The sequence below is a fragment of the Nocardiopsis gilva YIM 90087 genome, from assembly GCF_002263495.1.
Lineage (GTDB): Bacteria > Actinomycetota > Actinomycetes > Streptosporangiales > Streptosporangiaceae > Nocardiopsis_C > Nocardiopsis_C gilva.
Genome location: NZ_CP022753.1, coordinates 1,552,248 through 1,578,493 on the forward strand (window position 1 = coordinate 1,552,248; position 26,246 = coordinate 1,578,493).

General features: G+C 69.5%; 25 protein-coding genes. 15 read left to right on the plus strand and 10 right to left on the minus strand.

Annotated features, from left to right (window positions below):
• Nucleotides 1-149: 149 nt before the first annotated feature.
• Together CDO52_RS07270 and CDO52_RS07275 are read left to right on the plus strand one after the other, a co-directional pair.
• A complete protein-coding gene (locus tag CDO52_RS07270; protein ID WP_051060846.1) occupies nucleotides 150-584 on the plus strand; it encodes a VOC family protein in 435 nt (144 codons plus the stop codon).
• Nucleotides 585-998: 414 nt separating this feature from the next.
• Nucleotides 999-1,382: an RNHCP domain-containing protein gene (locus CDO52_RS07275; RefSeq protein ID WP_017620034.1), complete on the plus strand. Its 384-nt coding sequence runs from the start codon at nucleotides 999-1,001 to the stop codon at nucleotides 1,380-1,382.
• Nucleotides 1,383-1,594: 212 nt separating this feature from the next.
• Here CDO52_RS07275 and CDO52_RS07280 read toward each other — a convergent pair whose 3' ends face one another.
• Complete coding sequence (locus CDO52_RS07280) at nucleotides 1,595-2,260, minus strand: VC0807 family protein (protein WP_094932277.1); 666 nt, start codon at nucleotides 2,258-2,260, stop codon at nucleotides 1,595-1,597.
• Between the two features lie 152 nt (nucleotides 2,261-2,412).
• Between CDO52_RS07280 and CDO52_RS07285 the strand changes: the two genes are divergently transcribed.
• The 4 genes from CDO52_RS07285 to CDO52_RS27320 all read left to right on the plus strand — a co-directional run bounded on the left by CDO52_RS07285 (nucleotide 2,413) and on the right by CDO52_RS27320 (nucleotide 5,570).
• Complete coding sequence (locus CDO52_RS07285) at nucleotides 2,413-2,934, plus strand: PadR family transcriptional regulator (protein WP_026126050.1); 522 nt, start codon at nucleotides 2,413-2,415, stop codon at nucleotides 2,932-2,934.
• 907 nt (nucleotides 2,935-3,841) lie between these two features.
• Nucleotides 3,842-4,207, plus strand: a complete 366-nt coding sequence (locus tag CDO52_RS07290) for a nuclear transport factor 2 family protein (RefSeq protein WP_198345835.1) — start codon at nucleotides 3,842-3,844, stop codon at nucleotides 4,205-4,207.
• A 490-nt stretch (nucleotides 4,208-4,697) separates the two neighbouring features.
• Nucleotides 4,698-5,033, plus strand: coding sequence for a histone-like nucleoid-structuring protein Lsr2 (locus tag CDO52_RS07295; protein ID WP_017620040.1), 336 nt, complete (start codon nucleotides 4,698-4,700; stop codon nucleotides 5,031-5,033).
• Nucleotides 5,034-5,393: 360 nt separating this feature from the next.
• A complete protein-coding gene (locus CDO52_RS27320; protein ID WP_157745479.1) occupies nucleotides 5,394-5,570 on the plus strand; it encodes a hypothetical protein in 177 nt (58 codons plus the stop codon).
• A gap of 41 nt (nucleotides 5,571-5,611) precedes the next feature.
• Here CDO52_RS27320 and CDO52_RS07300 read toward each other — a convergent pair whose 3' ends face one another.
• Entirely contained in the window at nucleotides 5,612-5,992 is a 381-nt protein-coding gene (locus CDO52_RS07300) for a hypothetical protein (protein ID WP_017620042.1), read from the minus strand.
• Nucleotides 5,993-6,084: 92 nt separating this feature from the next.
• Between CDO52_RS07300 and CDO52_RS07310 the strand changes: the two genes are divergently transcribed.
• Nucleotides 6,085-6,675 carry an SMI1/KNR4 family protein gene (locus tag CDO52_RS07310; RefSeq protein ID WP_083919981.1) on the plus strand — a complete coding sequence of 197 codons (591 nt, stop codon included), beginning with the start codon at nucleotides 6,085-6,087 and terminating at the stop codon, nucleotides 6,673-6,675.
• Between the two features lie 111 nt (nucleotides 6,676-6,786).
• Here CDO52_RS07310 and CDO52_RS28085 read toward each other — a convergent pair whose 3' ends face one another.
• Nucleotides 6,787-7,152, minus strand: coding sequence for a hypothetical protein (locus tag CDO52_RS28085; protein WP_017620044.1), 366 nt, complete (start codon nucleotides 7,150-7,152; stop codon nucleotides 6,787-6,789).
• Nucleotides 7,153-7,417: 265 nt separating this feature from the next.
• Entirely contained in the window at nucleotides 7,418-7,939 is a 522-nt protein-coding gene (locus tag CDO52_RS07320) for a hypothetical protein (protein WP_033301052.1), read from the minus strand.
• A 232-nt stretch (nucleotides 7,940-8,171) separates the two neighbouring features.
• On the opposite strand from CDO52_RS07320, the gene CDO52_RS28605 reads away from it, so the two are divergent.
• The 4 genes from CDO52_RS28605 (at nucleotide 8,172) to CDO52_RS07340 (ending at nucleotide 13,460) form a co-directional block, all read left to right on the plus strand.
• On the plus strand, nucleotides 8,172-8,990 hold the full coding sequence (locus CDO52_RS28605; RefSeq protein WP_232524403.1) for a hypothetical protein: 819 nt from the start codon (nucleotides 8,172-8,174) through the stop codon (nucleotides 8,988-8,990).
• A gap of 356 nt (nucleotides 8,991-9,346) precedes the next feature.
• The gene (locus CDO52_RS07330; RefSeq protein ID WP_017620047.1) at nucleotides 9,347-10,003 is read left to right on the plus strand and encodes a TetR/AcrR family transcriptional regulator; all 657 of its coding nucleotides are present in this window, start codon (nucleotides 9,347-9,349) and stop codon (nucleotides 10,001-10,003) included.
• A gap of 419 nt (nucleotides 10,004-10,422) precedes the next feature.
• Complete coding sequence (locus CDO52_RS07335) at nucleotides 10,423-11,940, plus strand: enoyl-CoA hydratase-related protein (protein WP_017620048.1); 1,518 nt, start codon at nucleotides 10,423-10,425, stop codon at nucleotides 11,938-11,940.
• 203 nt (nucleotides 11,941-12,143) lie between these two features.
• Nucleotides 12,144-13,460 carry a DUF418 domain-containing protein gene (locus CDO52_RS07340; protein ID WP_152471748.1) on the plus strand — a complete coding sequence of 439 codons (1,317 nt, stop codon included), beginning with the start codon at nucleotides 12,144-12,146 and terminating at the stop codon, nucleotides 13,458-13,460.
• Nucleotides 13,461-13,660: 200 nt separating this feature from the next.
• Here CDO52_RS07340 and CDO52_RS07345 read toward each other — a convergent pair whose 3' ends face one another.
• From CDO52_RS07345 to CDO52_RS07360, 4 genes are read right to left on the minus strand one after another with little or no spacing between them, the layout of a single operon-like run.
• Nucleotides 13,661-15,466, minus strand: a complete 1,806-nt coding sequence (locus CDO52_RS07345; protein ID WP_086003455.1) for a glycosyltransferase family 4 protein — start codon at nucleotides 15,464-15,466, stop codon at nucleotides 13,661-13,663.
• 5 nt (nucleotides 15,467-15,471) lie between these two features.
• Complete coding sequence (locus tag CDO52_RS07350) at nucleotides 15,472-17,145, minus strand: glycosyltransferase (protein ID WP_017620051.1); 1,674 nt, start codon at nucleotides 17,143-17,145, stop codon at nucleotides 15,472-15,474.
• The gene (locus CDO52_RS07355) at nucleotides 17,117-19,162 is read right to left on the minus strand and encodes a glycosyltransferase (protein WP_157745482.1); all 2,046 of its coding nucleotides are present in this window, start codon (nucleotides 19,160-19,162) and stop codon (nucleotides 17,117-17,119) included. The genes CDO52_RS07350 and CDO52_RS07355 overlap by 29 nt, the downstream gene beginning before the upstream one ends.
• Nucleotides 19,159-20,286 carry a class I SAM-dependent methyltransferase gene (locus CDO52_RS07360; RefSeq protein ID WP_017620052.1) on the minus strand — a complete coding sequence of 376 codons (1,128 nt, stop codon included), beginning with the start codon at nucleotides 20,284-20,286 and terminating at the stop codon, nucleotides 19,159-19,161. The genes CDO52_RS07355 and CDO52_RS07360 overlap by 4 nt, the downstream gene beginning before the upstream one ends.
• Nucleotides 20,287-20,555: 269 nt before the next feature.
• Between CDO52_RS07360 and CDO52_RS07365 the strand changes: the two genes are divergently transcribed.
• From CDO52_RS07365 to CDO52_RS07375, 3 genes are all read left to right on the plus strand, one after another.
• Nucleotides 20,556-21,143 (plus strand): tetratricopeptide repeat protein, encoded by a 588-nt coding sequence (locus tag CDO52_RS07365; protein ID WP_152471749.1) that lies wholly within the window; start codon nucleotides 20,556-20,558, stop codon nucleotides 21,141-21,143.
• A 234-nt stretch (nucleotides 21,144-21,377) separates the two neighbouring features.
• Entirely contained in the window at nucleotides 21,378-22,304 is a 927-nt protein-coding gene (locus tag CDO52_RS07370) for a hypothetical protein (protein ID WP_017620055.1), read from the plus strand.
• Between the two features lie 166 nt (nucleotides 22,305-22,470).
• The gene (locus CDO52_RS07375; RefSeq protein ID WP_017620056.1) at nucleotides 22,471-23,268 is read left to right on the plus strand and encodes a type IV toxin-antitoxin system AbiEi family antitoxin domain-containing protein; all 798 of its coding nucleotides are present in this window, start codon (nucleotides 22,471-22,473) and stop codon (nucleotides 23,266-23,268) included.
• Here CDO52_RS07375 and CDO52_RS07380 read toward each other — a convergent pair.
• Nucleotides 23,226-25,082, minus strand: coding sequence for a bifunctional metallophosphatase/5'-nucleotidase (locus tag CDO52_RS07380; RefSeq protein WP_026126054.1), 1,857 nt, complete (start codon nucleotides 25,080-25,082; stop codon nucleotides 23,226-23,228). The two genes, CDO52_RS07375 and CDO52_RS07380, sit on opposite strands and share 43 nt — an antisense overlap.
• Before the next feature lie 255 nt (nucleotides 25,083-25,337).
• On the opposite strand from CDO52_RS07380, the gene CDO52_RS07385 reads away from it, so the two are divergent.
• Nucleotides 25,338-25,841, plus strand: coding sequence for a hypothetical protein (locus CDO52_RS07385; protein WP_017620058.1), 504 nt, complete (start codon nucleotides 25,338-25,340; stop codon nucleotides 25,839-25,841).
• A 70-nt stretch (nucleotides 25,842-25,911) separates the two neighbouring features.
• Here CDO52_RS07385 and CDO52_RS07390 read toward each other — a convergent pair whose 3' ends face one another.
• The gene (locus CDO52_RS07390; RefSeq protein ID WP_232524404.1) at nucleotides 25,912-26,217 is read right to left on the minus strand and encodes a 50S ribosomal protein L7/L12; all 306 of its coding nucleotides are present in this window, start codon (nucleotides 26,215-26,217) and stop codon (nucleotides 25,912-25,914) included.
• Between the last annotated feature and the right edge of the window lie 29 nt (nucleotides 26,218-26,246).

Sequence of the window (26,246 nt, forward strand, 5' to 3'; positions counted from 1 at the left end):
AGTACGAATGTACTAAATGAGGGTGGGCGGCAGTCCCTGCTCCTCGGTCTGGGCGTCCTTCCTCGCTCCTCGCTGAGGCTCTGCCGAAGTTGCAACGACCCCGACGGCTACGTCGTCGGGGTTACGCAGAAAAAGGAGTGGTGAGCGACATGGCAAGTACGACGGATAGGACCGACACCCAAGCCGTGTCCGCGAAGGCGCCGGTCGCGCGGGTCGCCTCGTACGCTTTCGGGGGCCACGACGGCAGAGCACTCGCCGAGTTCTACGCCGCCGCCCTGGGGTGGGAGGTGACCCAGGAGTTCCCCGACGAGAACGGTGTGCCGGTCGCCTTCATCGTCACCGACGGCACCACCATCTACACCTTCTACACCGCCCGTGACTTCCGGGCACCCAACTGGCCCGAGGATGAGCTGCCGTTCCACCTGGACCTGATGTTCGATGACGTCGCGGCGGGGGAGAAGCGCTTGCTGGATCTGGGCGCCACGAGGCCCGACCACCAGCCCGGCGGGGAGCACTGGACGGTTCTGCTCGATCCGTCCGGCCAGCCGTTCTGTATCAGCCCCGCCACCAACTGGCAGTGGTAGCAGCTTCGCACGCAGGGCGGCCGAACGTGGAGCGCCGTGCCTGACCGCCTCCCGTTGCAGCGCCCTTAACACGCCGAGCAGCATCAGAGGCCGTGGCGGCGGTGGGTAGGCACCCCTGGCCGAAAAACTCGTTGCGTCATATCGCGCCAACGGGTTCAATCAGCGGGCCGGTCCGCGCACAGCGCGGTCCGGATACATGTTCGCCGACACGGAAGTGAGTGTTGTCTTATGCGCGGTAAGCGGTGGTGTACACCCCGGCCGGCTTCGAGCGCCGTCGTCCTCCAGGAGGGCCCGAACGCCTGAGCCGGTGATGATGCCGGGGAAGGGCACCCCGGTACGGGCCCTTCGCGAGGGCGGGATGCGGCGCTCGGTTCCGACCACCGCCGGATTTCTCTCGCAAGGAGCCACCACTCCGTGTCCAGACGACGCGACGAGCGCGCACGACCGCGCTCCGGGCGGAACGCCGACGCGTTCCGCTGCCTGCACTGCCGCCTCGACGTGCCGATGAGCGCGCCGGGAACACGGCATCGCAACCACTGCCCGAACTGTCTGTACAGCAGGCATGTCGACCGAGACATCCCAGGCGACCGCGCCGCCGAGTGCGGCGCCCGGATGGAGCCGATCGCGATCTCGGTGCGCGGTGACGGCGAATGGGTGATCATCCACCGCTGCACCGCCTGCGACGAACTCGGTGCGAACCGCACCGCGGGCGACGACAATCCGCTGATGCTGGTGCGCATGGCCACCCGTCCCCTGGCGGCACCGCCGTTCCCCCTGGAGCGGCTCGCCGCGCTGTAGCGGGTCCCGCGCCATCTTGCCCATGGCCGCCCGGGAACGATTCCGATCCCGGGCGGCCGGTTCGATAGGGCACGACCGGCAGCCGTGACCGGGGGATCGGCGGTTGCGCCATGGTGATTGAGATTCCGGCGCCGAACCGGCCCCCGGCGATCCGCCGTCCACCGACGTCCAGGCAACGCCTTGGGGAGCCGGTGGATGGCCGTCAGCTTCTCCTACGCGCCTGCCGCGGCGCGCTGCTGCTCGGGCTCGCCGCTCGCGGGGGCGGCTGCGGCGGCGGTCGTCGCCTTCCGGCGTCGGACATAGCGGACGGTCCACACCGCCAGCAGCGCGATCGTGATCGCCGTCAGGGCCGTCGACAGCCCGGCCATCACGTCGACCGGAAGGGCGAAGACCAGAGGCAGCCGGACTACCGCCTCGGCGAGCAGCCCCGACCCCCACACCAGGGTCAGCCGCACGAAGGTGGAGCGGAACCCCGGGTCCGTCGCCCACAGCGCGTCCCACTCGGCCAACCGTCGCGGGTCGCCGGCGTTCATGCGGCGGGCGAACGTGTAGACGAGCGGTCGCCCGACCGCGCACGAGCCGAGGAACCCAGCCGCGACGGTGGCGGTGACCAGCGAGTCCCGCACCAGCATCATCCGGGCGTCCGCGGTGATCAGTCCGAGCGCCAGCGCGCCCACGAAGACCGCGGCCATGAGCAGGGAGAAACCGTCGAACCGGCGCTGCCGGACGGCGACGGCGAGCAAACGGAGCACGGCCGCGACCGCACCGGCCGCCAGCGCGATGAACGCGTCGAAGCCGAGCAGGCGGGCGGCGTAGAAGGCGGCGACAGGCAACCCGACGTCCCACATCAGCCCGGTGGCAAGGGCGCGCGGATTCACCGGTCGCCTCGCCGGGTCGAAGGGGTAGCAGGGGCGAGGTCTGTCGTGTCGAGCACACGGGTGGACGCGGGGTCCGAGAAGGCGGCGAACATGAGCGTCAACATGACATGTCCAGATTGTACATGTCAATCTCGTACATGTACTTTGGTGTCATGTCACTGCGGTACGCGCTGCTCGGGATGCTGGCCTACGAACCGTCGAGCGGTTACGAGCTGAAGAAGATGTTCGAGGGCGAGCTGGGGGAGTACGCCTGGCACGCCCCGCACACCCGCATCTACCCCGAGCTGGCACGGTTGGCCGACGAAGGGTTGATCGAGGTGGCCGAAGAGGGGGCCCGGGGGAGGCGCACCTACGCGGCCACCGAGGCCGGTCGCGCCGAGCTGCGCCGTTGGCTGTTCACACCGCTGGAGGAGGGCCGGGCGCGCAACGTGCATGTGCTGCGCCTGTTCCTGCTCTCGGCGCTGGAGCCGGAGGACACACGGCGGCTGCTTCGTTCGTACGCGGACGACAGTGAGCACGAGGCGGACAAACTGGCCGCGGTCGCTGCCGACCTCGACGCCGAGACGCCCGCTGGCGAGCGTCCGCCGTTCGGTCGGATGGCCGCCGAGTTCGGGCTGCGCATGCACCGCGCCCGACGCGATTGGGCGCGGTGGGCGCTGGAGCGGATGGGCTGACCCGGCGGCGGGTCGGGCGGCCGCCGGGTGCCTCGGCTCGGTGGCGATGCCGCGCACCCGAGACCCCGAATCCGGACCCGTGCGACGACGCCTCCACGCTCATGACATCGGACGGATTGAGTGGAGGAGCGTCCCACGGGAATCGCCGCTATCGCTGCCAGGATGACCCCGAGCGCATGCCAGGCAGTGATGACGATGACATCGGCGGATTCACCGACGCGCCGAGTGGCCCCGCCCCACTGGCCAGTCTCGATAACTACTGGGAGGGCGGGTCCTACGCAGGGACGTGCCGACCACCGGGAGACGGCGGCGAATGCCACAATGCCCACGGGGTCAATGCGTTGAGGGCCTTCTCCACGGCCACACGACCCTCTGTGGCGTCATCTCCGGAAAGGTATTCGTCGGGAGCGTAGCGTTCGCTCATCTCGGCGCGTGTTTGCGCGTCCTCGGCACAGCTCTATCGCCTTCACTGACCTTCTCGACACGTTAGTTCCGAGAAGGCTCGGTATGTCGTTGCTTGGGTGGCCGTATCTATTTCGAGGCGCTGATGTATGACGCACTCTGGGCTTGCTCAAAGAAGGGATGCGCGGAGGGGTCCTAAGCGCACGTCCTTGTCGGTTCCCTCCACAGCCTCGTATAGGAATGCGAGCGATGCTTGAAGCGGTGAGTTCTGACGTGATCCTGTGATAGCGAAGGTCTGTCGGCCGACGCCGAGCACCACCGATGGCCATCGGCGTGCTCCGCGGACAGTTGCTCACGTGACCGGGGTAGTTTGCCTGCCGCGACCGGATGGCGTGGTACGAACGCGAGCTGCGTCGGCGCTGCGGACTCCGCTCCGGGCCGACGAACGCTACATTTGCCGATGATCTGCAATGACACCTGCACACCCCTACTGAAGGGCTATGGCATGTCGACGAACATCCAGACGGTCGAGACCTACCTGGACGGCTTTCGGAAGAACGACCACGCGCAGATCCTCTCCTGCCTGACCGATGACATCGAGTGGACCGTCTTCGGTGCCTTTCGTCTGAAGGGCAAGGAGGCCTACGCCGCGGCGATCGAGGGGCCTGGCTTTGTCGGCCCTCCCCAGCTTGAGGTCGTGCGCATGGTCGAGCAGGGCGATGTCGTCATGGCGGAGCTCACGGGTTCGGTGCGGCGCGACACGGGTGAGGTGATGCGGATGTCGATGGCCGAGGTGTTCGTCATGCGGGACGGCAAGATCTCTGAACGCCGCGCCTGGGTGATCGAGCTCAAGGAGAACGATTTCCGCTGAGCGAACGCTGATACCGGAGCGAGCGGAGGTGACCGCCCCGCGCAGGCTCGGGGTAAGTCGGCGGGACCACGCCGACGCGTGCGGGAGTCCCTTCCGACGCGGCAGGGTCCTGCATGATCTATGCGGGGGTATTGACCGGGACTGACCAGAGGCAGAAACATTTAGTTAGCCACCGGGTGCGAATGGTAATAAGACCAGGAGAAGCAATAACCCGATTCTGCGAGGGGGCACCGCAGAGTATCGGCTCACGCTGGACGCAATAGCCGAGCGAGATCCGTCTCCGGGATAGACCATCACGATCGGAGCGCGACAACGAGTTCGACGGCGTACCGAGCCCGTCGAGCACCGCCACACCCGTGAAGTTCCTGACCGGCCTGGAGGGGATCGCCCGCACCAGGCCGTCCGCGGACACCGGACTGCTGGCGCGCCGGGTTGATTCGTCTGCGACTCCACGACGCTGGAGCCGCGACCTCAATGGGAGGGGAGTTCCATGGCACAAAAGGTCCAGGTCCTGCTGGTCGACGATATCGACGGAGGTGAAGCCGACGAGACGGTGTCGTTCGCGCTCGACGGCAAGAACTACCAGATCGACCTGTCCGACCGTAATGCGCAGAAACTGCGGAAGTCACTGGCGGAGTTCGTCAAAGCCGGCCGCAAAGCCGGCAGCCGAGCCGGTGGACGCGGCAAGGCCCGTAAGGCCCGCCCGGCAGCTAGCGAGGACACTGCCGAGATTCGCGCATGGGCCAAGAAGAAGGGCTACGACATCAGCGAACGAGGCCGCATTCCGGCCGAGATTCGCGAGGCTTACCAAAAAGCCGCGCGGTGAACGCGCACAGAGCAGGGGTAACGGTCACTGAGCGATGGCGAGGTGACCGTTACCGCATGCGGGCGATGGACGGGAGGGGCTGAACCGGCCGGGGGCGGATCGCCAGGACGCGGGACGGGCGCTGATCTCGGTGCCCTATCCCGCAGGCGTCAGCTCATGGACGTCGTGGTGCAGGTCTGGTTGCACGAGGTCATGCCGCATCCACGCCGAACGTGATCTCTGTTGTCGCGATGTAGCCCCTGAGTCACAGCTTCCCGAGCTTCCTACGTGTTCTATGCAGGCCTTGCTGTAGTGGGCTGAACATCCCATGATTGGGTGTTAGTTTCCGGAATCAGTCGAACGCAGAGAGCGAGGCTTGGCGTGCGCCCCTCAACACACCTGGTGTTCGGTGCGGTCACCGCGACGGTGGCCGCGTCCATCTCCACCATCGATCTTCCCTACTACGCCATTGCGGCAACCGGAACCTTGATCGTCGTCCTGGCCATCTGGCTCACACTGACGATCCGCGGCGTCCGGGCCACCACACCACAACGCTGATCCCGCTTCACACGACTACCAGTACGACCCCCGTGAAGTTCTCACAGACCCGCACAGCCCATGTTCTGGTCGACGCCCCCATGGTCGCTGCTGTGGTTGGCCGGACGGGACGTGTTCCACCCGTGGGGCGCGATCAGCCGGGCGGCGGGTTGCCAACGGCGGAGCGCCCTCCTGCTGCGCGCGACGCTGGAGGTGTACCTCGCCCCATCGCGGACGACGTGACCCCGCCCGGGTTCGCCCCACTCGGATGCCGGGATGGGGTGGAGAGCCGACCGGACGCGTGGGTGCTGCTGTTCCTGCATGATGTCGAGGCGGTTGAGGAGCACGCGACGAAGCACGGTCTCGACATCGCCGGCCCGGCGACTCAGCGGGCGTTCCTCGACACGATGGCCGAGGACGACCCTCGCGTCGTGCGTGGCCACCCGGTCGCAACGAACCGTGCTGGTGCACGTCGGGGCGTAAGTACAAGAACTCTGGTGCTCACAGTGTCATAGGGGCCTGTCACGATGCGTGCATGGAGACCAGTCACGAATCGCAGCGGGTTGACGCTTCCTGGGACCGCATTGCGGCATGGCTCCGCCGCCATGTGCCCGAGGCAGCGGCGCAGCTCGGGCCGCCAGCAGCGGAATCGGAGCTGGCCGAGGCGGAGTCCGCCGTAGGACGGCCGCTTCCCGCTGACCTGACGGCCTGGTGGCGACGTAGCTGCGGCATGACAGGTGCGCCCTTGGTCGAGTTGGTGCCGCTGTTCACCCCCTTCAGCATTGAGGCCGCCTTGGAGTGCAGGAACTCGCTCCTGAGGATCTGTGGGGGTGATGGCACGGATTCGGCGGACCTCGCGGGAACACCTGCCTGGGACTGGCACGCGGCGTGGTTGCCAATCGCCTATGACGGGGGCGGCTGGTACCTCTTCTGCGACCTTCGCCCCGGGCCGATGAGTGGATGCGTGACCAGATGGATGCGGGAGGATGCGGCCCTGCATGGCCCGGAGTGGGAGAGCGTGGGGGCGATGCTCGCCGATGCGGCCGCATCGATGGATCGGGGCATCGCCAGCAATGACTGGCGGGCCCAAGTGGACGAGGACGGGGGATTGACCTGGGAGCCATGAGTCTGCACCCCGCCCCCCAATTCCTCTGGAATGTCATCTAGGCAGAAGTTGCGTGCTCGCCGTACGCCCGGAAGAGCGCATCGTCTGGACTGGAGCTTCAGACGGCAATGCCTATGACGACTTGCGGGCCGTCTCTGACGGCGCACGGGCATCGCCGACGTGGGAGGGAGCAGGTTCCGGCGCCTTGCTGGAGCTCAGCCGTTCCAGATCGCGGGCCAGGTGGGGGCGGGGGAGGCGGCGGGTGCGGAGGAGGCGTGTGATGTCCGCGCGGTTGTCGTGCGACAGCTGGATGTGGAAGTAGTTGATCTGCTCCAGGACCGCGAACGTCCACAGCCCGGCGCCGGGCCACACGTGCGTCCATGGGTCACCGGCGGCGAATCCGGCGCCGATGACTGTGGCGCCCCCGGCGAGAAGGACGACGTTGGCGGTGCGCAGGTGCCGGAAGGCCGCGAGGCTCGCGGGAAGGTGCTGGCCCATCGCAGGTGCCGGTACTTGATCCACCAGTAGGCGCCGCCCTCGATGAGGATCAGCGCGAGGAGCGCGAACGCCGTGAGGTTGGCCGCGGACGCGGGCATGTGCCACAGCCAGGCAATGGCAGGGAAGAGCACGAGAGCGTTGAGCCACTCGAGCAGAGCCAGTGTGCGCATCCGGCGGATGGTGGGGGAGGAGCGGAGCGGGGTAGACATGGCTGGGTCCTCGTCGCGCGGCGGTGGGGTGGGGGAGTTGGAAAGCTGGCCGCCGGTCAGGGTGGGGTGCTGGAGCGGATCAGTTCGACCAGCTCCGGCCAGGTGTCGGCGCGGATGGCCCAGGGCGGGATCTCGGCCGGGGGACGGTGGTGGCCCAGTCCGCCGGTGAACAGGTAACGGTGGGGCACGGTGGTGAGGTGCTCCAGTACGTCGAGCCGGTCGTCGACGAAGTGGGTGACCCCCAGCCGTGCGCACACCGGTGCCTTGTCGGGGCGTTCCGGGACGAAGTGCAGGTGCGCCGCGGGGATGCCGGTGCGGTCGGCGAAGTCCTGTCTGGCCAGCCAATCCCGGGTGCGGTGGGCGGTCTCGAGCTTGGCCTTGGACACGATGTACACCCGCCCCGCGAAGGGCTTGCTCGCCAGTTCCGCGAGGGCGTCGAAGGCGCCGTCCACGGCCGGGGTCTCCATCGGTCGATCGCCGAAGAACGAGGTGTCCTGGCCATCGGCCACGCGGTCGATGATCACCCCGCCCACATCCACGCCGAGGACAGGGAGTGCTCCGTCCCCTCTTTCAGCCATGCGGTTTCCGTCACCTGGTTTCTGTCCGGTTGCCACTTGGAAGCGTAAGGGCCGTTGGCGGCTACGATCATCGCACCTGCGGCGGGTTGAGGGCAGGGGCTGCCGAGCGGCCGTGATCCGTGAGTGAGAGCGAGATTTCATGCGCACTGACCGGAACCAACGTCCGCCTGTCCTCCCTCGCTCGGTCACCGGAGCTCGTGTGCGCCACAGCGCGCGGGTCGGTGACGGTTGGATGCACATCACGCTCGGAATCGACTTCGAGCCGCTGTCCGACGACGTGGCCGACGACTTCGAGTTTGCGGTGGAGCTGGCTGAGTCGGAGCGAGTGCTGCCTCCGGCGTCGATCCAGACGTTGGGTCAGGAACTCGACGACGAGTGGGAGAAGGAAGGCACAGGCCGGCCGGTGTTCCGTGCGCGAGCGGTGGTGCGGCGCGCCGAGTGGCACCTGGCCGGGGTGGAGGACGACTCCGTCGCGGTAGCCGAGCTCGACCGCGTTCTCGGGCACGCCGCCTGCTGGGTCGTCGGCGAGGTGCGGTGGGCTCTGGCCGAGGAGCGGGATCCGCGACCGGTCGGACGCGATGTGCTCGGACGTCCGCCCGCGTTGCCTCGCGATGTTTCCGGCGTCTACGTACGTCACGTCAGGGTGAGCTGTCCTCCCCAGTGCGCTGTCGTGTGGGCTGACTTCATGCCGCTTCCGGATGACGGCGCCGGGGACTTCGCGTTCGTCAACGACGCTCCCGCCGTGTGCCGGCATCCTGGCGAGCCCTTGCCAGCCGAGTTCGCCTCGGCGTTCGGTGATGGTGTCCGCGAAGCGTTGGAAGTACACGGAAGCGGTCGGCCACTCTTCGCCGCTCGTGCGGTGCTGCGCGATGCTGTTTGGCACGAGCTCGACTCCACGGCTCACGCCTTTCGCGTGGCTGGGTGGCTGGCAGCCATCGAGGTGAGGCGCTGCATCCTCGAAGATCGCGAACCGCGACCGGCCGGGAGCGGGCTGCGGAAAGACGCTTCCATCCCGCCGATGCCGAGGACGAGGACACTGTCGACATCCTGATCCGTGAGCATCGCGTGGGCGCGAGTGACTACTCGAGGTGCCTGGGGGTTGAGTTCCGGGATCGTGCCGGTCGCGGAGATCTCGCCGGTCATCCGCGAGCGAAGGAGGGGGATGGCGCCGGGGCTACTCCTCTCAGCCGTCCACGGAGAGCGGGTCCGGATGCCGCTCCCCCTCCAGCGCGTCGTGTGGTCGGATGCGTGCTGTGCGCATCCGACCGGGGCTGAGTCTTGCGTATCCCGCCCCGCATAGTCAACACTGAATCGTCTGTAGTAAACAGTTTGTCGATCATGTGCGATTCGTGGTTGCAGGCGGGAGAGGAGGCGTGGTCCGTGATCGCAGCATCTACGCTCTGCACTATGACCCCGCCTGAATCTCCGCGCCTCCGGCGCAGCCAGAGCGCCGAGGACAGTGCCGCTCGGCGTGTACGTCGCCAGCTTCAGCTGCAGCAGAGCCTGGACGACCTCCTCCGGCACAAGTCGTTCCGCGACATCTCGGTCACCGAGGTCGCCGCTGGCGCTGGCATCAGCCACTCCAGCGTCTACACCTATTACGGCGACCGTGATGCCAAGACAGAGATCCTTCGCGACGCCATGGACGCGCGGTTCGCCGCTCTCATGGCCCGTGTTGACCTGCGGTTCGGGCGGATGGAGAACTTCGAGGAGTACATCGGGCGACTCCTCGACGACATCATCGGCTTCTGGGAGGAGTCCGGCGGGCTGCTCGGGGCGGCGATGGCGACGTCCTTCGAGGCGAAGAACGCGGAGCCGGAGTGGTGGGCCGGGCACATGGCCCCCTGGGAAGACGCTCTGTGCGAAGCGGTCGAGGAGGCCCGGTTCGCCGACCTGCTGCCGAAGGACGCGGGTCCGGCCCGGCCGCTCGTCCAGATGATCCTGGGCATGGTCTTCAAGCGGTGCCACGACGTACTGACCGCCCCGCACACCGACGAGGACCGCTCTGAGCTACGCGAGCTGCTGCAGATCGCTGTTCTGCGGATCCTCGGCAAGGCATGCTGATCCCGGGCCCGCGGGTCCACGGCAGGGGAGGGTGAAGGCCGCCCGTGACCGCGTCGCGGCGGGGACCGGTGGCCTTTCTCCCTCCCTCCCCCTGTTCGGTAAGGACGTGATGATGGTTTTGGAGCCCCCCGGCCACCGCGTGCCACTGGCCTCACGTGATTCGCCGGAGTTGATGACCTGGGTCTGGGCGACGCCCCACGGGGTAGGGGCAGGGGCCGGGAGATGGTGACCGCGGCTGGGGCCCGGCCGATTCGGCCGTGGGAAGGCCGCGTCCACGCGCCCGATGCGACGGCTGTGTGGCGCGGCGCGGCAACCGTTCCCTCGTTCCTCACCGACGTGGCCGTGCGCAGGCCGTTCCCGGGTGAGGGCCACGGCGGACACCCCACCCCGCCACGGGACGGTGTAGGCCGGATCCGCCGATGATGGCCCCGTACGCCTCGCCGTCGTCCTGTCCGCTGCGCTGGCACATCGACTTCACCGGGGTCGTCACCCTCGTCCTCGACCAGCACGGCACCACCGCCAACCTCCTCACCGACGGCCTCGTCGACGCCCTCGCCGATGCGGCCGAGCACCTCCACCGCGACAGGCAGGACATCACCGGCGTCCTCCTCACCTCGGCCAAGCCGACGTTCATGCTGGGCACCGCCTCCGACACGCTGGACCACCTCGCCCATGACCCCCACGACCGCAGCGCCACCCTGGGCGTCCTCCGCACGACCCTGCGCCGCCTGGAGCGGCTCGGTTTCCCGGTCGTCGCGGCGATCGGCGGCAGCGCGCTGGGCGCCGGGTTCGAACTCGCGCTCGCCTGCCACCACCGCATCCTCCTCGAAGACGACGGATGCCGCGTCGGGCTCCCCGACGCCGACGCGGGCCTCCTGCCCCTCGCCGGTGGTGTCTCCCGCTCCGTCCACCGGTGGGGCTCGGCGCCCGCACTGGCCAACCTCCTGAACGACGACGCCGTCTACGCGCCGCGGCGGGCACGCGCGCTCGGCCTCGTCGACGAGCTCGCTCCCGATACCGACGCCATGCTGCGGCAGGCCGAGGCCTGGATCGCGGCCCACCCGGCGCCCGTACAACCCTGGGACCGCATCGGCCACCGCATGCCGCCCGGCCCCGCCCACACCCGTCCGGTCGCGTCCGCCGACGTCTCCTCCGCACGGGCGACGCTCATCTCCACGGCCTACCGCGTCGCCGCCATGGCCGGGATCGACGCCGCGCTCGCCATCGAGCAGAAGGAGTTCGGGGCCCTCCTCGCCGAAACCACCACGTTTCGGATCCGGAATCGGCCCGCCGCACCCGATCGCCGCGGCGACGATGCCGCCGATGCTTCCGACGCCGCTCCCGAGATCCTCCGTGGCCACCGATCGCGCGGCACCTGCCCCACCTGCCGGCAGGCGCGAATGGACCCGCTGCCCATCCCCGCCCCGGCGCGCCTCCTCATCGCGGGCCGTAGCGGCGACGGCCGCTCCTTCGACATCTCCGAGGCCTCCCCGTCCCGGGTGGCGGGCGAGCCCGGGGCGGTCGACGACTTCTGGTGCACGGGCCCGCAGGAGCCCGGTGTGCCCGCCGCGGCCGACGCGGTGGGACCGCCCCAGGGCGGCAGCATCTTCCGCATGTTCTATGTGCAGCCCGACCGGGTGTGGCAGGGCGGTGACGGCGATCAGGGAGAGGAGGACGTGCGAACGCGCGACGTCCTGCGCATCCTGGGGCACAACGCGATCGGCGGCGGCACGGCCGACGCCGACGCGCTCGGGGGTGCGGGCTCCACCACGGGCTACTTCATCGTCCTGTCGGGCACCGTGGTCTGCGTGCTGGGCGACGACGAGGTGGAGCTGGGGCCCGGAGACGTCGTCGTCCAGGACAGAACCGGCCATGCCTGGTCCAACCGAACCGACGAACTGGCGGTGATCGGTGTGGTCCTGGTGAGCGGCCAGTGACCACCCCGCGCCGCCGCGGCGGTTGGCTGCTCTCCGTGCCGATGGTGACGTCCTAGGTCACTGGGGGTAGCGCGATGTGGGAGGGGTGCAGGCACCACTCTTCACGTTCCGACGCCACCACTCAGGGTGGGGAAACCTCCTACCCCGCACTGGCATGCCTGGCATATGGCCTGGTGAGTCGCCTGATCAATAGATTCGGTGGCATGAGCACAAGCGCGGTGAGCAGCCCCTCAACACCGACCACTCCGCAGCGACGGATCCTCGACCTCGATGCGTTGCGTAGCTTCGCGCTCTTCGGCATCTTGATCGTCAACATCGGCTACTTCGCCTCGGGCTACGCCTTCCACGAGGTGCAGGACCCCGCGTTCCCCTCCCTGATCGACAAGGGAGTGCACTGGTTCGTGGCGATGTTCTTCGAGACGAAGTTCTACCTGCTCTTCTCGTTCCTGTTCGGCTACAGCTTCACGCTGCAGCTCCACTCCGCCGAACGAAAGGGCGTCGACTTCAAGTGGCGCTTCCTGCGCCGCCTCGGCGGGCTGTTCGTCATCGGCGCCCTGCACGCCGTGCTCCTCTTCCAGGGCGACATCCTGACCACCTACGCCCTCCTCGGCCTCATCCTCCTGGCCATGCACCGCGTGCAGGCACGCACCGCGCTGATCACGGCCGCGGTGCTGGTCGGGCTCGTGGTCATCCAGTTCCGCTGGCTGTCGCTCAGCGGCATGGCGAACTTCGACGCCGATGCCGCGCTCGCCGCCGGCGCCCAGACCACCGCCGCACTGGCCGGAAACCCCCTGACCGTGATCGCGGAGCACGTGCAGGCCCTCCCGCACATGGCCGTCGCGCTGGTCGCAATGCAGGGGCCGGTCGCGCTGGCCGCCTTCCTCGTGGGCCTGGCCGCCGGTCGCCACCGGGCGCTGGCCGACGTGAGCGTCCACGACCGCACTCTGCGCCTCATCCAGTGGATCGGTTTCCCCGTCGGCCTCATCGGTTCCCTGATGCTCGCCGACATGGGGGGCACCAGCGACCTCTACGCGCTGTCCATGGTCATCCTCACCGGCCCGTGCCTGGCGGCCGCCTACGCCGCCACCCTCCTCCGGGTCTTCCAGAGCGAGCGCGGCCAGCGACTCGCCGCGGCGCTCGCCCCGGCCGGGCGCATGGCGCTGTCCAACTACCTCGGCCAGTCCCTGATCTGCGGGATCATCTTCACCGGACTCGGCTTCGGCCTGGTCGGCCAGATCGCGCCGCGCTACGTCATGCTGATCGCGGTCGCGATCTACCTGGTGCAGCTGTGGGCGAGCGCCCGGTGGATGGCCACGCACACCTACGGCCCCGTCGAGTGGGTCCTGCGGGCGGTGACCAACCTTGAGCGCCCGACCTGGCGCATCGCGGACACGAAGGCCGGGACGCCCGCGAGCATGACGACCACGGTTCCTCTCGCCCGCCCCGCCGGCCCGGCCGACGGCGCCGTGAACGGCGCGGGCGCCTCCGCCCCGGACCAGGAGGGCTACTGCAGGGTCTGACCGACGGGTGCGGCGCCCGCTCGGACGAGGACGCGAGCGAGTGCGCCGCCGACCCCGCGCGTTGTGCACGGGCCCCTGCGGACGACGGGCCGGACCCATGAGGTCGCCGTCGCACCGCGGGGGCCTTTCTGTCATTGGACGGCGCGGGGCCGATGCCGCTGGCCGTTGCCCACGGCGGCCCCCTCCCTTGCCGTGGCCGATCAGCCGGACCGCAGACTGCCGTAGAGGTCGCGGTAGGTCTCAGCGATTCTTGGCCAGGTCCGGTGTGCCGCGACCTCCGCCCGGCCCGCCTCCGCCAGGGTGCGGCGCAGCTCCGCGTCTCCCTGCACGCGGTCCAGCGCCTTGGCCAGCGTTTCGGCGTCTCCCGGCGGCACCATCACGCCCGCCTCGCCCCCGGCGAGCAGCTCCCGGAGGGCCGGAAGGTCGCTGGCCACCACGGGTCGCCCCAGGGCCATCGCCTCCACCGGCTCCAGCGGGGTCGTCAGGCGGCAGGCTCGCATGTCCTGCCTCGGCACGGCGAAAACGTCGAGTGCGGCGTGCGCGCGCCTGGCGTCCTCCGGACCGATCCGCCCGGGCAGCACGCACGTGTCCTCCAGCCCCAACTCCTCGACAAGCGAGAGCAGACGTGGCCGCGCCGTACCGTCCCCGACCAGCAGCACCCGCACCGCGACCCCCATGTCACGCAGGAGCGCCGCCGCCTCGATCAGCATGTCGAAGCCCTCGTCAGGGGCGATGCTGGAGACAGCCCCCACGACGAACTCCTCCGGCCCGATGCCGTATTCGCGTCGGAAGCCCGCGCCGTCGGGAGCGGCATCCAGCAGCGCCGGATCCACCGGGTGCGGGGCCAGCACGACGCGCTCCGGGGCCACACCCCGCGCGACGATCTCCTCCCGTATGGTCTGTGACGGCGCCACCACCGCGTCCGCCGCGCGCATGACCTCCGACTCGCGCTGGACGACCAGCCGGTGGTGCTCGCTGCCCTCGGCCCCCGGCTCGGCAGTCGACAGCGATGCCTCCTCCAGGAACCCGCGCACCTCGTAGACGACGGGAACCCCCAGCCGCGCGCCGACGTCCAGCGCCACCGACCCGCTGCGGTGGTCAGCGGCGGCATGCAGGGCGGCCGGGCGCAGCCTGCGGGCGACGTCGGCCGCCTCACGCGCCGACTCTTCGATCCGGGGGCCGAGTCCCTCGCGGAACTCCGTACCCGGGCTCAGCCGGTGATAGGGGATGCCGTCCACCAGCACCCGCTCGGCCGTGTCGACGCCGCCGCGGGGCCAGCCCCCGAATGCCGTCACGTGCGGGTCCAGACCGGCGTCGCGCTGCGCTGTGGCGATGCGGTGAGTGCGCACCGTGTACCCCGTCTCGGCGTGCGGAAGCGCGTTGGAGACCAGGTGCAGCACCCGCCCTGGCACCCAGTCGATGGTAGAGGCCTCGAATTCGGGTCGGACGGGCAAGGGACCCAACGCGGCGCGCTCCCCGAGCAGGTGGCGATACAGCTGCCCGCAGAACCGGTGCGCGTCGGCGTAGAGCGCGACCTCGGCCAGCGCGTCGCTGATCCGTCCCTCCTCGAACAGCCTCTGACCGCTGCGGTACGCGAGCGCGCCGCGCAGCGGGGCCTCGTACCGGGCGGGCAGCCGCGAGAGCCGACTCAGCACCGCCTCGCTCAGCCGCGGCTCCTTCACCGCGCTCAGCACCGCGGCGAGCCTGTAGAGGAAGCGCCGCCCCCGTGGCGTCCGCTCACTGGCCCTGGCGGTCAGGTAGGGAACCAGCTTCCGCGCGCCCTCCGCCCGCTCCTGGGCCGCCAGCAGCAGGACGGCGACGGCGGGAAGCCGCGGTCGGGAACGGTCCCACGGGCCCCAGGCGAGGCGCAGCAGTACATTCGTGACGCGGTGCGGCAACCACCGGGCGAAGCGATAGGAGTGCCGCACCAGCACGTCGTAGGCATCGGCGGCACGGGCGCAGGCGCGTGCCGTCAGGATGCCGGCGCACGGGGCTACCTTCACCATCTTGATCACCCTCCGGACAGGACACGGCGCCAGAACCCGGATGTGGGGGCCCCGCGCAGCCAGCGCAACCGCCGCTCGAGCCGGTCGGCACGGGCGCGCTCCCGCTCCGCCAGTCGCTGGGCCGCTTCCACCTGACCGCTGCACGCGGGACACGTGGGTGGCTCTGCCGGGTTCCGCTTCTTCTTGGGGGGATCACCGGCGAACACTCTGGACCCGTCCACCCAGCGGACCCCGTAGATCTCGTCCACGACCTCGTCGATGTCGTCCGCCGTGGCGCCGAGATGGTACGCGCGGGCGAAGGCGGCGGTGCGCTCCAGGCGGGGATGGGCCGCACCCTTCGAGGTGCGCCGTGACCGGGTGCGCCGCGACAGGACGCAGACCAGCCCCGCCCCATCCTTCTCGGCGATGTCGATCAGTGTGCTCAACGTCTGGCGCGTGGGTCTGCTGTCGGCGGGAAGCGTCAGTCGGAACGGCACGGATACGTCCCGGTTCGGCGGCGCGTCGCTGAGGCGGATCCGGCTGTCGAGGCGGTAGGTCTCCCGCAGCAGGCGCAGGTCGATCCGCGGGTCGTCGAGCGGCGCGCGGCACGAGGCCGCGTCCAGTGTTGCCCACGGTCCCACGAGCACGATGCGTATGTCGTTCTTCTCCCCGGCGAGCAGGCCGTCCACTGTGTCGCAGACCCGCTCCCAGGGGTGGCCGTCGACGCTGATGACCACGTCGACGTAGGGCACCTGCCACTGCCGGCCCGGGATATTCCGGCGCAGATGGGAGTCGGGGACGCGATGAGCGACGTAGGGCGTTCGGTAACGGGTGCCCTCCTCACGCCGCGCCCGCATCTGGGGTTGGCCGAGGTGCCAGCCGCTGGAGTCGAGGTCGGGGACGAAGACAGCTCCGGCCTGCGCGAGGCGGTACCCCAGTTCGACGTCCTCGCCGAGAACCAGCGTGGCATCCATGCCGCCGACGGCGTTGAACAGGTCGCGGCGCATCGAACACGTGGCTCCCGTGAACACCTGGTACGCCCGGTGCCCCGCGGACCGCAGCGTGTCGGTGCGGTCGAGGATCTTCTCGATCCACAGCTCCCCGCCCATGTCGCGCTTGAACAGCTCGGCGGCGCGTCCGTGCCGCACCGCTTCGTAGATGTGCTGCGGCGCGAGCTTTCCGGGCGCATGGTTCACGAACCGCTTGTGGCCGAGGACCCCGAGGTAGTCCGCGAGGTGGTGCCAGCGGAGCTGCGACTCCACGTGATCGCGGTAGACCAGCATGTCGGAGTCCAGGCGGAGGACGACTTCCCCGTCCGAGGCCGCCACGCCCGCGTTGACCGCGTGACTCGGACCCCACACCCCTGAGTTCGGGCGGACGATCCGGGTGGTGGTCGGCCGGATCTCCGGTAGGGAGAGCGGGGGATCGGTGCCGTCGTCGACGACCACGGCCTCCAGCAGGTGCGGCGGGTAGGTCTGGGCGGCGAGGGCGGCGAGCACCAGGCCCAGCTTCTCGGCGTTGCCGTACGCCGGAACGACCACGGAGACGCACAGCCTCGGTGTCCAGTCGCCGATGGCCGGAGGCTGCAGCGCGGAGTAGTCGTTGCGGCGGATTCGGGCTTGGTAGCGGGCGGGATCTGCCGCGTCACCGCTCCCTGTACCGCCTCCTGGCTCAGGCGATGCCTTGTCGACGACCGTCACAGTCTCCCCCGATCTTCTGTGCTGGGACGGTGCCCGCTTCCCACGGTGCGAGGAACGGCTGCTCGCACTCCAGGAGCGAGCTGGGCCGCCACCCGTACCACTGCCGACTGCCGGAGCGCAGGTAGCAGGCGGTGCCCTCGGTCCATAAGTGGCCTGATGACTCGCTGCGCCGCGTCACGTAGCCGAGTCCGTGCGTGGCGTAGATCCGGCCTCCGGAGCGCACCACGTTGAGGAGGAGCTGGGAATCTTCGGAGGCGGCGATCGGTCGGAACGCGACGAGGTCTTCCACGACCGCGCGGTCCATGCTGATCGTGCCGCCCGATACGAAGGAGGTGGGCCGCTCGGACGTGGTCGCGAGGCGGATCGTCTGGTGGAAGTCGACCAGATAGACGTATTCGTCGGAGCACCCGAACACGTCGGCGCCGGAGTAGTCGCGGGCCAGGAGCAGGTCGGCGAGGTGGTCCGGCGAATACCAGTCGTCATCGTCCATCTTGGCGATGACGCTCCCGCTCGCCCTGGCCGCCAGCTGGTTGAGCAGGACACCGAAACGGGTGTCGGAGTCGGCGGCGTGGACGGTCAGCTCTCGTCCGGTGGCGCGGAAGGCGGAGACCGCCGCACGCACCTCGGGGAGATCGGGGTCGCACCCGTGCAGGCCGAGGACCACTTCGAGGTCGACGCCGCGCTGGCGCGCGATCTGGTGCAGGGCGAAGCCCAGCATGCCGGGGCGACGGGTGCACAGGATGACGGAGACCGTTGGGGCCGGAGGAGCGGGGAAGCCGAGGCGGGCGCCGATGCGCCGCCACCGCGCCGCGGAGCCGTGCGTGCGCAGTGCGGCGCGGCGCAGCCGCACGCTGTGCTCCTCGCGGGTGAGCGGGTCGGCGAGGTCGTCGGCGGTGACCGAGGTGAGGAGCGTCCGAAGCTCCTCGCCCAGGCATCGGCCCCAGCGGGGCACCGGACCGCTGAACACGGGCACGCCTCCGGCCGCCAGCCCGGCGACCGCTCGGACCGCTGCCAGCGGCCCGCTGTGCTGACGCCATTCGACGCGCACGCCGCGCAGGTGGCGGAGACGGGCGAGGTCGACGTCGGTGATGGTTCCGGAGTCGGGAACGCGGAGGAGTTCGGTCCTGCCGATGACGACAGCCCAGCGGTCCGGCCGCGGTACCAGGACCGCGACGCGTTCGCTGGTCGTCTGCCGGAAGCCCATCGGGTTCACGACGCGCTCGTCGATCGGCGGCACGTCGTCGACCTCCAACGCGCCGGGCCGCAGTTCGCGGATGCGTCTGCCGTCCCCGGCCTGGCCGAACCTCGCCCAGGACAGCGCGGCGATGCCGGTCCGGTCGACGCGATCGATGCGGTCGTCGGTCCAGTAGGGCGGTTGGCCGTTGTGGGTGCACAGCGCGGTGTCCGCGATGGGCGCTACCCCGCGCAGCGGCACCGGCCCGCGCGCGCTCACGCGGACCGCCGTGGGGTCGCCCGGTCGCCACAGCGACGCGTCCGGGCCGCTGAGGGCCACCAGAGGCGAGGCCGTTGACTGCCGTCGGCCGCCGCCGATCGATCGCGCCACGGCCAGGACCGCCTCCCGCACAGCTACCGCTTCCAGGAACCGGAACTCGCAGCTCCACGCGTCGTCGGCGTGACGGCGGGCCTGCAGGTCATGGAGGTCGGCCCATTGGTCGATCCCGGGCGCGGTCGGCAGGGGAGGCGTGCGGGACTCCGGCACGGCGGCGATCCCGAGGAGGATGTGCGCCGAGGGCGGCAGCGCCTCAGTAAGCACGAGGGCACGGCGCAGATCCGTGGGGGTCGCCGCGACGAGTGCGGCCAACCCGATGGGCGAGGGCGGGTCGCGGAGGGCATCGGGGCCCTCCGGAAGGTCGCCGTCCAGGTCGACCACGCGGCAGTCGGCGGGTGGCGTTCCGGTCGGGAGCTGGTCACGTGCGGCATCACCGCCGATGTGGCACAGGAGCGCGCGCTCGCGCCCGGACAGCTCCAGCGCCGTGCGCAGCAGGTCGTGGATCACGCCGTTTCCTGTTTCCAGGTGAAGACGTGGACGCTGTCGGCCTCCCCGGGGAGGCTTTCGCGCTGGAGGACGGGGTCCTCGGCCATCCAGTGGTCGCCCGCGGCCTCGTCGTCGGCGGGGTCGGTGTCGTCGTCCAGGACGATGAGAGCCGATGGCGAGCACAGCGGGAAGAGGACGGGGCCGGCCGGGTAGTGCGCCCGCGCCCCCGCGTCGGTCGGCGGCCCGTCGACGAACAGCATGTCGATGCCGGAGAGGTCGCGAACGGCCTCCCGGTCGTACCAGCGCCAGGCCGGGGCGTCGGCGTCACCGGGGGCGTCGCGGTCGTCGCCGTCGTCTCGCTGCCATTCGGTCAGCGGCGCGAAGCGCACCTCGACGATGTCGTCCAAGCCGTGCGCGGCCACCATGTCCCGGGCCAGCCGCGCGTAGCGCTCGTCGTGTTCGAGCGTCACGAGCCTTCCGGTACCTGTCCGGCGCAGCGTCTCGCCCAGCCAGATACTGCTGGTCCCGCTCCCGCACTCGACGACCAGTCCGGGCTGCCGCTCCAGGACGGCGAGGGCGACGAATCGCTGGACGTCGGGCGAGGTCGCCCAGCCGCGCGGTGTCGGCACCTTCGGGCTGAACCGCGCCGCGGCACCCGATTTCTGGACATCCTCCTGCATCGTTCCACCGGAGCCGGAGTTGTCCTGGCGGGGGATGCTGTCGGAGGTACTTGGGAAATGCCCGAACTGATGTGCTTGCGGTGTGTCGGCGGCTCCCGAGCGTATATGGTCCAGATTTCCGTGGATTTCCCGGACGGCCGTGCGCACGCGGTCGAACGATCCGGCGAGTTCGGCGCGCGTGCCCTCGATAATCTCGGCGAACTCCACGCGGTGTTCGCCGAACGCCTCGGACATACTCCGCGTGTTCTGGTCGAGGGTTCGGCTCAATCGGAGTATCTGGTGCGTTACACGGCGCACGAGGAGGGCGAGAATGCCGAGCACGAGCCCGACCGTGCCGAGGGCGGCGAGCCCGAGCGCCGCCGCCCATCCCAGAGCGTCGGCCGTGCGCAGGGTGGCGAGTAGCCCGATGCCGCCAACCGCGCCGACCACCAGCAGAGTCAGGAGCCGAGCCCGCGGCAGCGGCATGGTGGAACCCCCGTGATCGAAGAAAATCGCTGTGTCGGAATGCCCGAAACCGATGTTTGCCGAATGGGCGCTGCGGCGGCGGAACTCAGCAATGATTCCCGCTGCGCTCCGATATCGAATCGGAGCTGAATCGACAGCGCCAATCGGCAGCATGCTAACCGGAGTGGACCTCGGTTAACAGGAAACACGCCCGGTGCCTACTCGCACGTCAATGATTGATGTCCCGGAATGCCGACATTGACGCTTCCGCGTCCTCTACCGTGGTGATCATGACTTCGACCAACCCCTCCGCCGAAGTAAAATCGAGCATTATAGGACCCGAGGGACTTCCCGCGCGTATCGCCGAATTGGAACTCGATGGGAAAACCGAGCGGGAACTGCGCGACCACCCGGAGGAGCGCGGCGAGATCCTGCTCGACGCCGCGGCCGTGCTGCAGAGCGACGGCGAGTTGAGCCGGGCACTCGCCGTGTTCCAGTACCTCATCGAGGAGGCGGTGGATCGGGAGGACGCCCAGTACGCCACGGTCGGCAAGATCGACGTACTCCTGGAGCAGGGAAACGAGGCCGCTGCCGACGCGGAGCTGCAGGATCTGTGGTCCCACGGGCCGATGGAGGGTCCCGCGGTCCTGTTGGGCGAGCTCCTCGAAGGCAACGGGCGCCTGGAGGAGGCTCTGACCTGGTTCGACTTCGCCTGCCGTGTCCACCTGCACGGCAGTGTCAAGCACCTGGGGGATGTGGACCTCGCCTACGTGCCGGAACTGGTCGGACGTGCGAGGGTGCGGGGCGCCCTCGGCCGCGCGGCGGATGAGTTCGACGTTCTGGTCGGCACCAATCGGGAAAATGGGCCGAGCGACTAAAGCGTCCCCGCGCCTCCCCCGCCTGCGGCCCCTCGTCGGGATACGCGGACGACGGCGCAAAGGCGTGGCACCGCACGGAACTGCTGCGGCCCGGCCCCCACATGGCGGTCCTCCGGCTCGGCAGCCGTAGGGAAGGGCCGCGGAAGGACGTGGAAGCCGATGCCCGGTGGTACAGAGGCGACGAATGCACGGAAAAGCCGGATGCGGCGGGGATCTGCGCACTATATTCGCCGCATGTATAAGGGTTCCGATTTCGGCCGCTGGCAGCGGGATGAGGATCGGATCGCCGTGGCGCGGCGAATGGCGTGGCGCGACGGCAGGTCGACCATCCCTGGGCTGCTGCAGTTCCGGTCCGCCTCGCGCAGCGCGGGCGTGGCGGACCCCGAGGCGAGCACGCTGGAGTTTTGCGACCACCTCATTCGGGAGGGCGACCGCCAGGTCTCACTGAGTGCCCGGTACTTCAAGGTGATGCTCCTGCGCGAGCAGGGCGAGCCCGAGCGGGCCATGGCCGAGCTGGAGCTGCTCGAGCGCTGCGCCCCCACGGTGCACACCGCCGAGCAGCTCGGCTCGCTGTGGGCCGCCGATGGCGACCTCGAACGCGCGCTGCACTGGTACACCTGCGCCCTCACCCTCGAACGCCCCTCCGACGGCGCGGAGCTGCGCGACCGGCGGCAGGCGGGGAGGAACCGCACGGCGCTGCGGACGACCCTCGGGCTGCCCCCGGACGACCTCGACTTCCGCATGTTCCAAGAGGACCTCGAAGCCGAGACGCGCTGCCTGCGGGAGCATCCCGACGTCGGCGAACCCGTGCTGACCCCCTTCTTCCCCCGGAGCGAGGTCGAGCGCGCGGCGGCCGCGGACGCGCTTCCACCCGGCGTCGATTCCGAGATGTACTACCAGCGCAACGAGATCATCTGGCAGATCGCCGCCGAGACGCACGGGGTGTGGCGCCGCCGGTTGATCCCGGTGACGGTCGAGGACGCCGAGGTGGTGAAGAGACTTCCCTCGGGGAGAGACGATCAGCCGGGCACGCGCGAGTATTACCTGCGCGACCAGGGCGAACGCGAGGGGGCGCAGGCCTGGCCGCCCAACGATCCCGCTCCCTGCTGGTGCATGTCGGGCCTGTCCTACGCGTGCTGCTGCGGTCGCCCGCGGCGCTGATCAGGTGAGCCAGTGGTGCCGCCGATGCCGAAGCGCGGGCGAGGGTCAGGAACCCGGCACAGCCAGAGCCGCCCGACGGCCGTCTTCCGGGCCGTTCGCCCGTCGTTATCCACAGCTCGTGGAATCGTCCTGGAGATCGGCAGAGCGTCCACCCACGCTGGGCTCCATGACCTCTCTCAACGCTCTCACCCGAACCGAGCGCACGTCTGTCCCCTCAACCCCCGCAACGAACCACTCACTCGCCGACGACTCCACACTGGTCGGGCTTGTCGCCGCCCAGACCAGGCTCGCCCGAATCGCGGCCCAGCAGTGCGGATGTGTGACCACCGAGCAGGTGTACCGGTCGGGCCTCGGCCGGCGGCGGCTCGTCATCATGCTCGAAGAGGGCCACCTGATCCGCCGCTATGTCGGCGTGTACCAGGTGACGATGCCCCTCGCGCAGGTCGCGGGCGACCCGCGCCTGGCCGTTCCCGGCCTGGCGCGAGAGGTCATGGCGGCGCAGCTCGCGCTCGGCCGGTACTCCTGCGCCTATCTGGACACCGCGGCGCGGCTGCACGGCCTGCGCGGACCCCTGCGGTGGGAAGATTCGGTGGACATGGCCACCCGGCCCAGGAGCCGCGCTCGGCGCCCAACGCCGCCGCTGCGCGTCCACTACCGGTGGGTCGGGGCGAAGGACCTCGTCGTCAAGGGGCCGTTGCGCCTGACCACGGTGCGCCGTACTCTCGCCGATCTCTCCACGACGGCTCCGCGCGAGGAGTTCGTGTCCATGGTCGAGGCCGCGCGGCGCGGGGATCTGATCAGCGCGGCGGACGCGTCCCGGTTCCTGCACCTGCCGGACATAGCCGAGCGGGGCGCGGCGCTGGGCCGCACCCCGCTCGATCAGTCCTCACCGGCGAGCGGTGGTGATAGGGAGGATCCGTCCTACCCGACGGGGGTGATCCGGCCCGAGCCGCCCTCCGGGTAGTCAGCGGCGGTCACTTGGCCGCCGAGGTCCTTGGTGAGGTAGTCGAACAGTGCGGTCTGGTAGTTCGCTCCCACCACGGTGTAGTCGGCACCGCGGAACGGCCACTGGTCGCCGCCGCGCGCGGAGAAGTCGATGGTGGCCACGGTGATCGGCGGACCGTCCACGACCTCGCCGTCGGAGACGATGACGGTGCCATCGTGCAGGACGAGGTCGCGCACCCGCTCGCCCCCCTGCAGGACATTGCCGTCGTCGTCCACCTGCTGTGCGGTCCGTGCGGCGTCATAGGTGAAGTCCATCCCGGCGACCTGGGCGAACCGGCCGTCGGCGGCGGGCATCGAGGAGACGCCGTTCTCCAGCAGCTCCTTGATCTGCGCGCGCGGGAGGTCGGGGACGACCACCACCTGGTTGGGGAAGGGGGCGATCGTGTAGGTGTCGAGCTCGGAGACCTTTCCGGGGCCGATCACCGAGTTGTTCCTGATCCCGCCGCCGTTCTGCAGCGCGATCTGCGGCTCGGGCACGCCGTACGTGGCGGCGTTGGCCCGACCGGTGGCGAGCAGCGCGTCGGCCAGCAGGTTGCCGAGGTTGGTCTCTCCGGTCCGCACGCCCGGGTCGCGCCGCCCGTCCAGGCCGACGTCGGTGGTCGCGGCTGTGCTCTCGGCCAGCCCCGCCACGTAGTCTTCGACCGGCTTATGGACCTCGCTGTACACGTCCGGATCCGGCTCGACGGCGTCGTCACCGACACCGGAGACACGCACCGGGGCCGAGCGGTCGGCCGCCGACGTGACCTTGCCCTGCTTATCGAAATTCACGACCAGTCGACCGACGTACTTGTAGTCCGACCCGGCCGTCACGATCGGCACCTCGGTTCCGGTGGAGTCCGCCACCCAGAGCGGGTACTCCAGCGGCTCACCCGTCTCCGGGTCGTTGGGAACGACATCGTCCGGCACCAGCGGGGTGCCCTCGGAGGCCTGGGTCTCGTGACCGCCCCCGGCGACCATGACGTCGACGTCGCGCAGCTTTCGGGCGAGCTTCTTGTCCTCGCCGATGCCCTGCAGGTGGGAGATGACGATGATCTTGTCGATGCCCTGCGTGGTGAGGGCATCGACCTCGTCCTGGACCGCGCCGCGCACATCGGTGTCGACCACGGCGTTGCGCGGGCTGGAGATGGAGGGGAGAAGCGGGGTGATCGCGCCGACGATTCCGATCCGCTCGCCGCGCTGCTTGACGACGGTGCTCGGAGCGATCCGGCCCTTCTCCTCCAGCTCGGCCAGACCCGGCTCGCCGGAGACGTCCATGTTGGACACCAGGAACGGGGCATCTCCCGGGGTCGCCTCGATGAACTCCGCGTAGGTGTCCGGGCCGAGGTCGAACTCGTGGTTGCCCATGGAGATCGCGTCGTAGTCGGCGTAGCCGGCGGCGAGCGCGTCGTAGAAGGGAGCGTCCTCCTGCTGGCTGGCCGCGAACTGCGGACCGGAGAGGAACACGTCACCGGACGAGACCGTGACGACCCCGCGCCGCCGCGCCTCGCCGGGCAGCGCGGCCCTGGGGCTGCGCTCTTCGTCGCGCAGTTGGTGCAGCAGAGAGGTGAACCGGGCCGCACCGCCGTAGTCGGCGTCGGCCGGGGCACCGAGCAGCTTCGACTCGCCGTCGTTGGAGTGCAGGACGGTCAGGGTGTAGTCGGCCCTGCCGCGCTCACTTCCGCCGTGGCCCCGCCCCGGAACAGCGCCGGCCGGCGCCACCGATGCGGCAACAAGAGTGGATGCGATCAATAGCGCGCCCGAGGCACGCATCAGTGGACGGGAACGTCTCGACATGCACGGTTCCTCTCCGGCGGTGGGGGACAGAGGTGGGGCGAAATCGGACAGACACGGACGGGCTCAACCGTCGAACCCGGGAGGATCATACGGCCCTGGTGTTACGGGATGTGTGACAGTGGTCGACTGAGCGCTGACGCGTTCGTCAGGAATGTTCGTGCATGTCCATATGGAGGAATTCGAGTGTCCTACCCGGAAGATCAGCCGTCGCGTAAGCAGCCGGGACGTCCGAATCACGCTCTAGAACCGAAGAAAATGCCCGGAACCCTGATCGCCGCCCGGATCATGATGTTCATCTTGGGAGGAATCGGTCTCGTACTCGCAGGATCGTCCGCTGTCCTCCTGTGGGGAGCGTCAGCGTCATGGGGAGGGCGACACGGTTTCTTCTTTCCCCCGCTGTTCTTCCTGGTGCTCTTCCTGGTCACCGTCACCTATGCGGTGACCTGTATCGGCCTCGCGGCGCTGATGGGAAGAAGGAGGTCACGCTCCCTCTGGATACTGCTCGTGATCCTTCACGGGGGTGTCGCGCTGCTGTTCCTCTGGGGCTGGGCGGGCGGTGAAGGGGCACCCAGCCTCGCGTTCTTCCCTGTGATGATGGTGTACGGCGTCATCGAACAGAGGTTGGGGCTGCCCTACTTCTTTCCATGGGAGTGGGTGAACGCTGTCGGGGCGCCCCTGCTCTTCGTGCTTCTCACGGTGGTGGTGCTCGGCCTTTTGTTCGTAAAGCCTTCCCGCGTCTACTACCGCGGTGGCGACTAACCGTCGTGGCCGCATGCGGCCACGTGATATCCCAACCAACGGCGCAGCCCGGATACCGGACCCGCTGTCGTCAGGCCAGGTGTTCGATGAACAGGGCGGCCTCGGTCTCGGTCATGCCGGTCTCGGTGGCGACCAGCCGGACGGCGTCGGCGATGCGGTCTTCGCCTCGCAGGCGCCGGACCCGGTCGGCCAGGCTCATGCCCGGGGCGGGAGAGCCCGGCACATGGCGGCCTTCGCGCAGCGCGTCGGCGATCGATTTCGCCTCGGACAAGCCCATCCCCGTGTGCTCCCGGAGCACCTTGATCGCGTGGATCTGTTTGCCGCGGCGGACCAGCTCACGAGCCTGAGCGACCGCGTCTTCGGTGAGCGGCAGCATGTCTCGCGGGGACTTCGATGAGCGTCCGA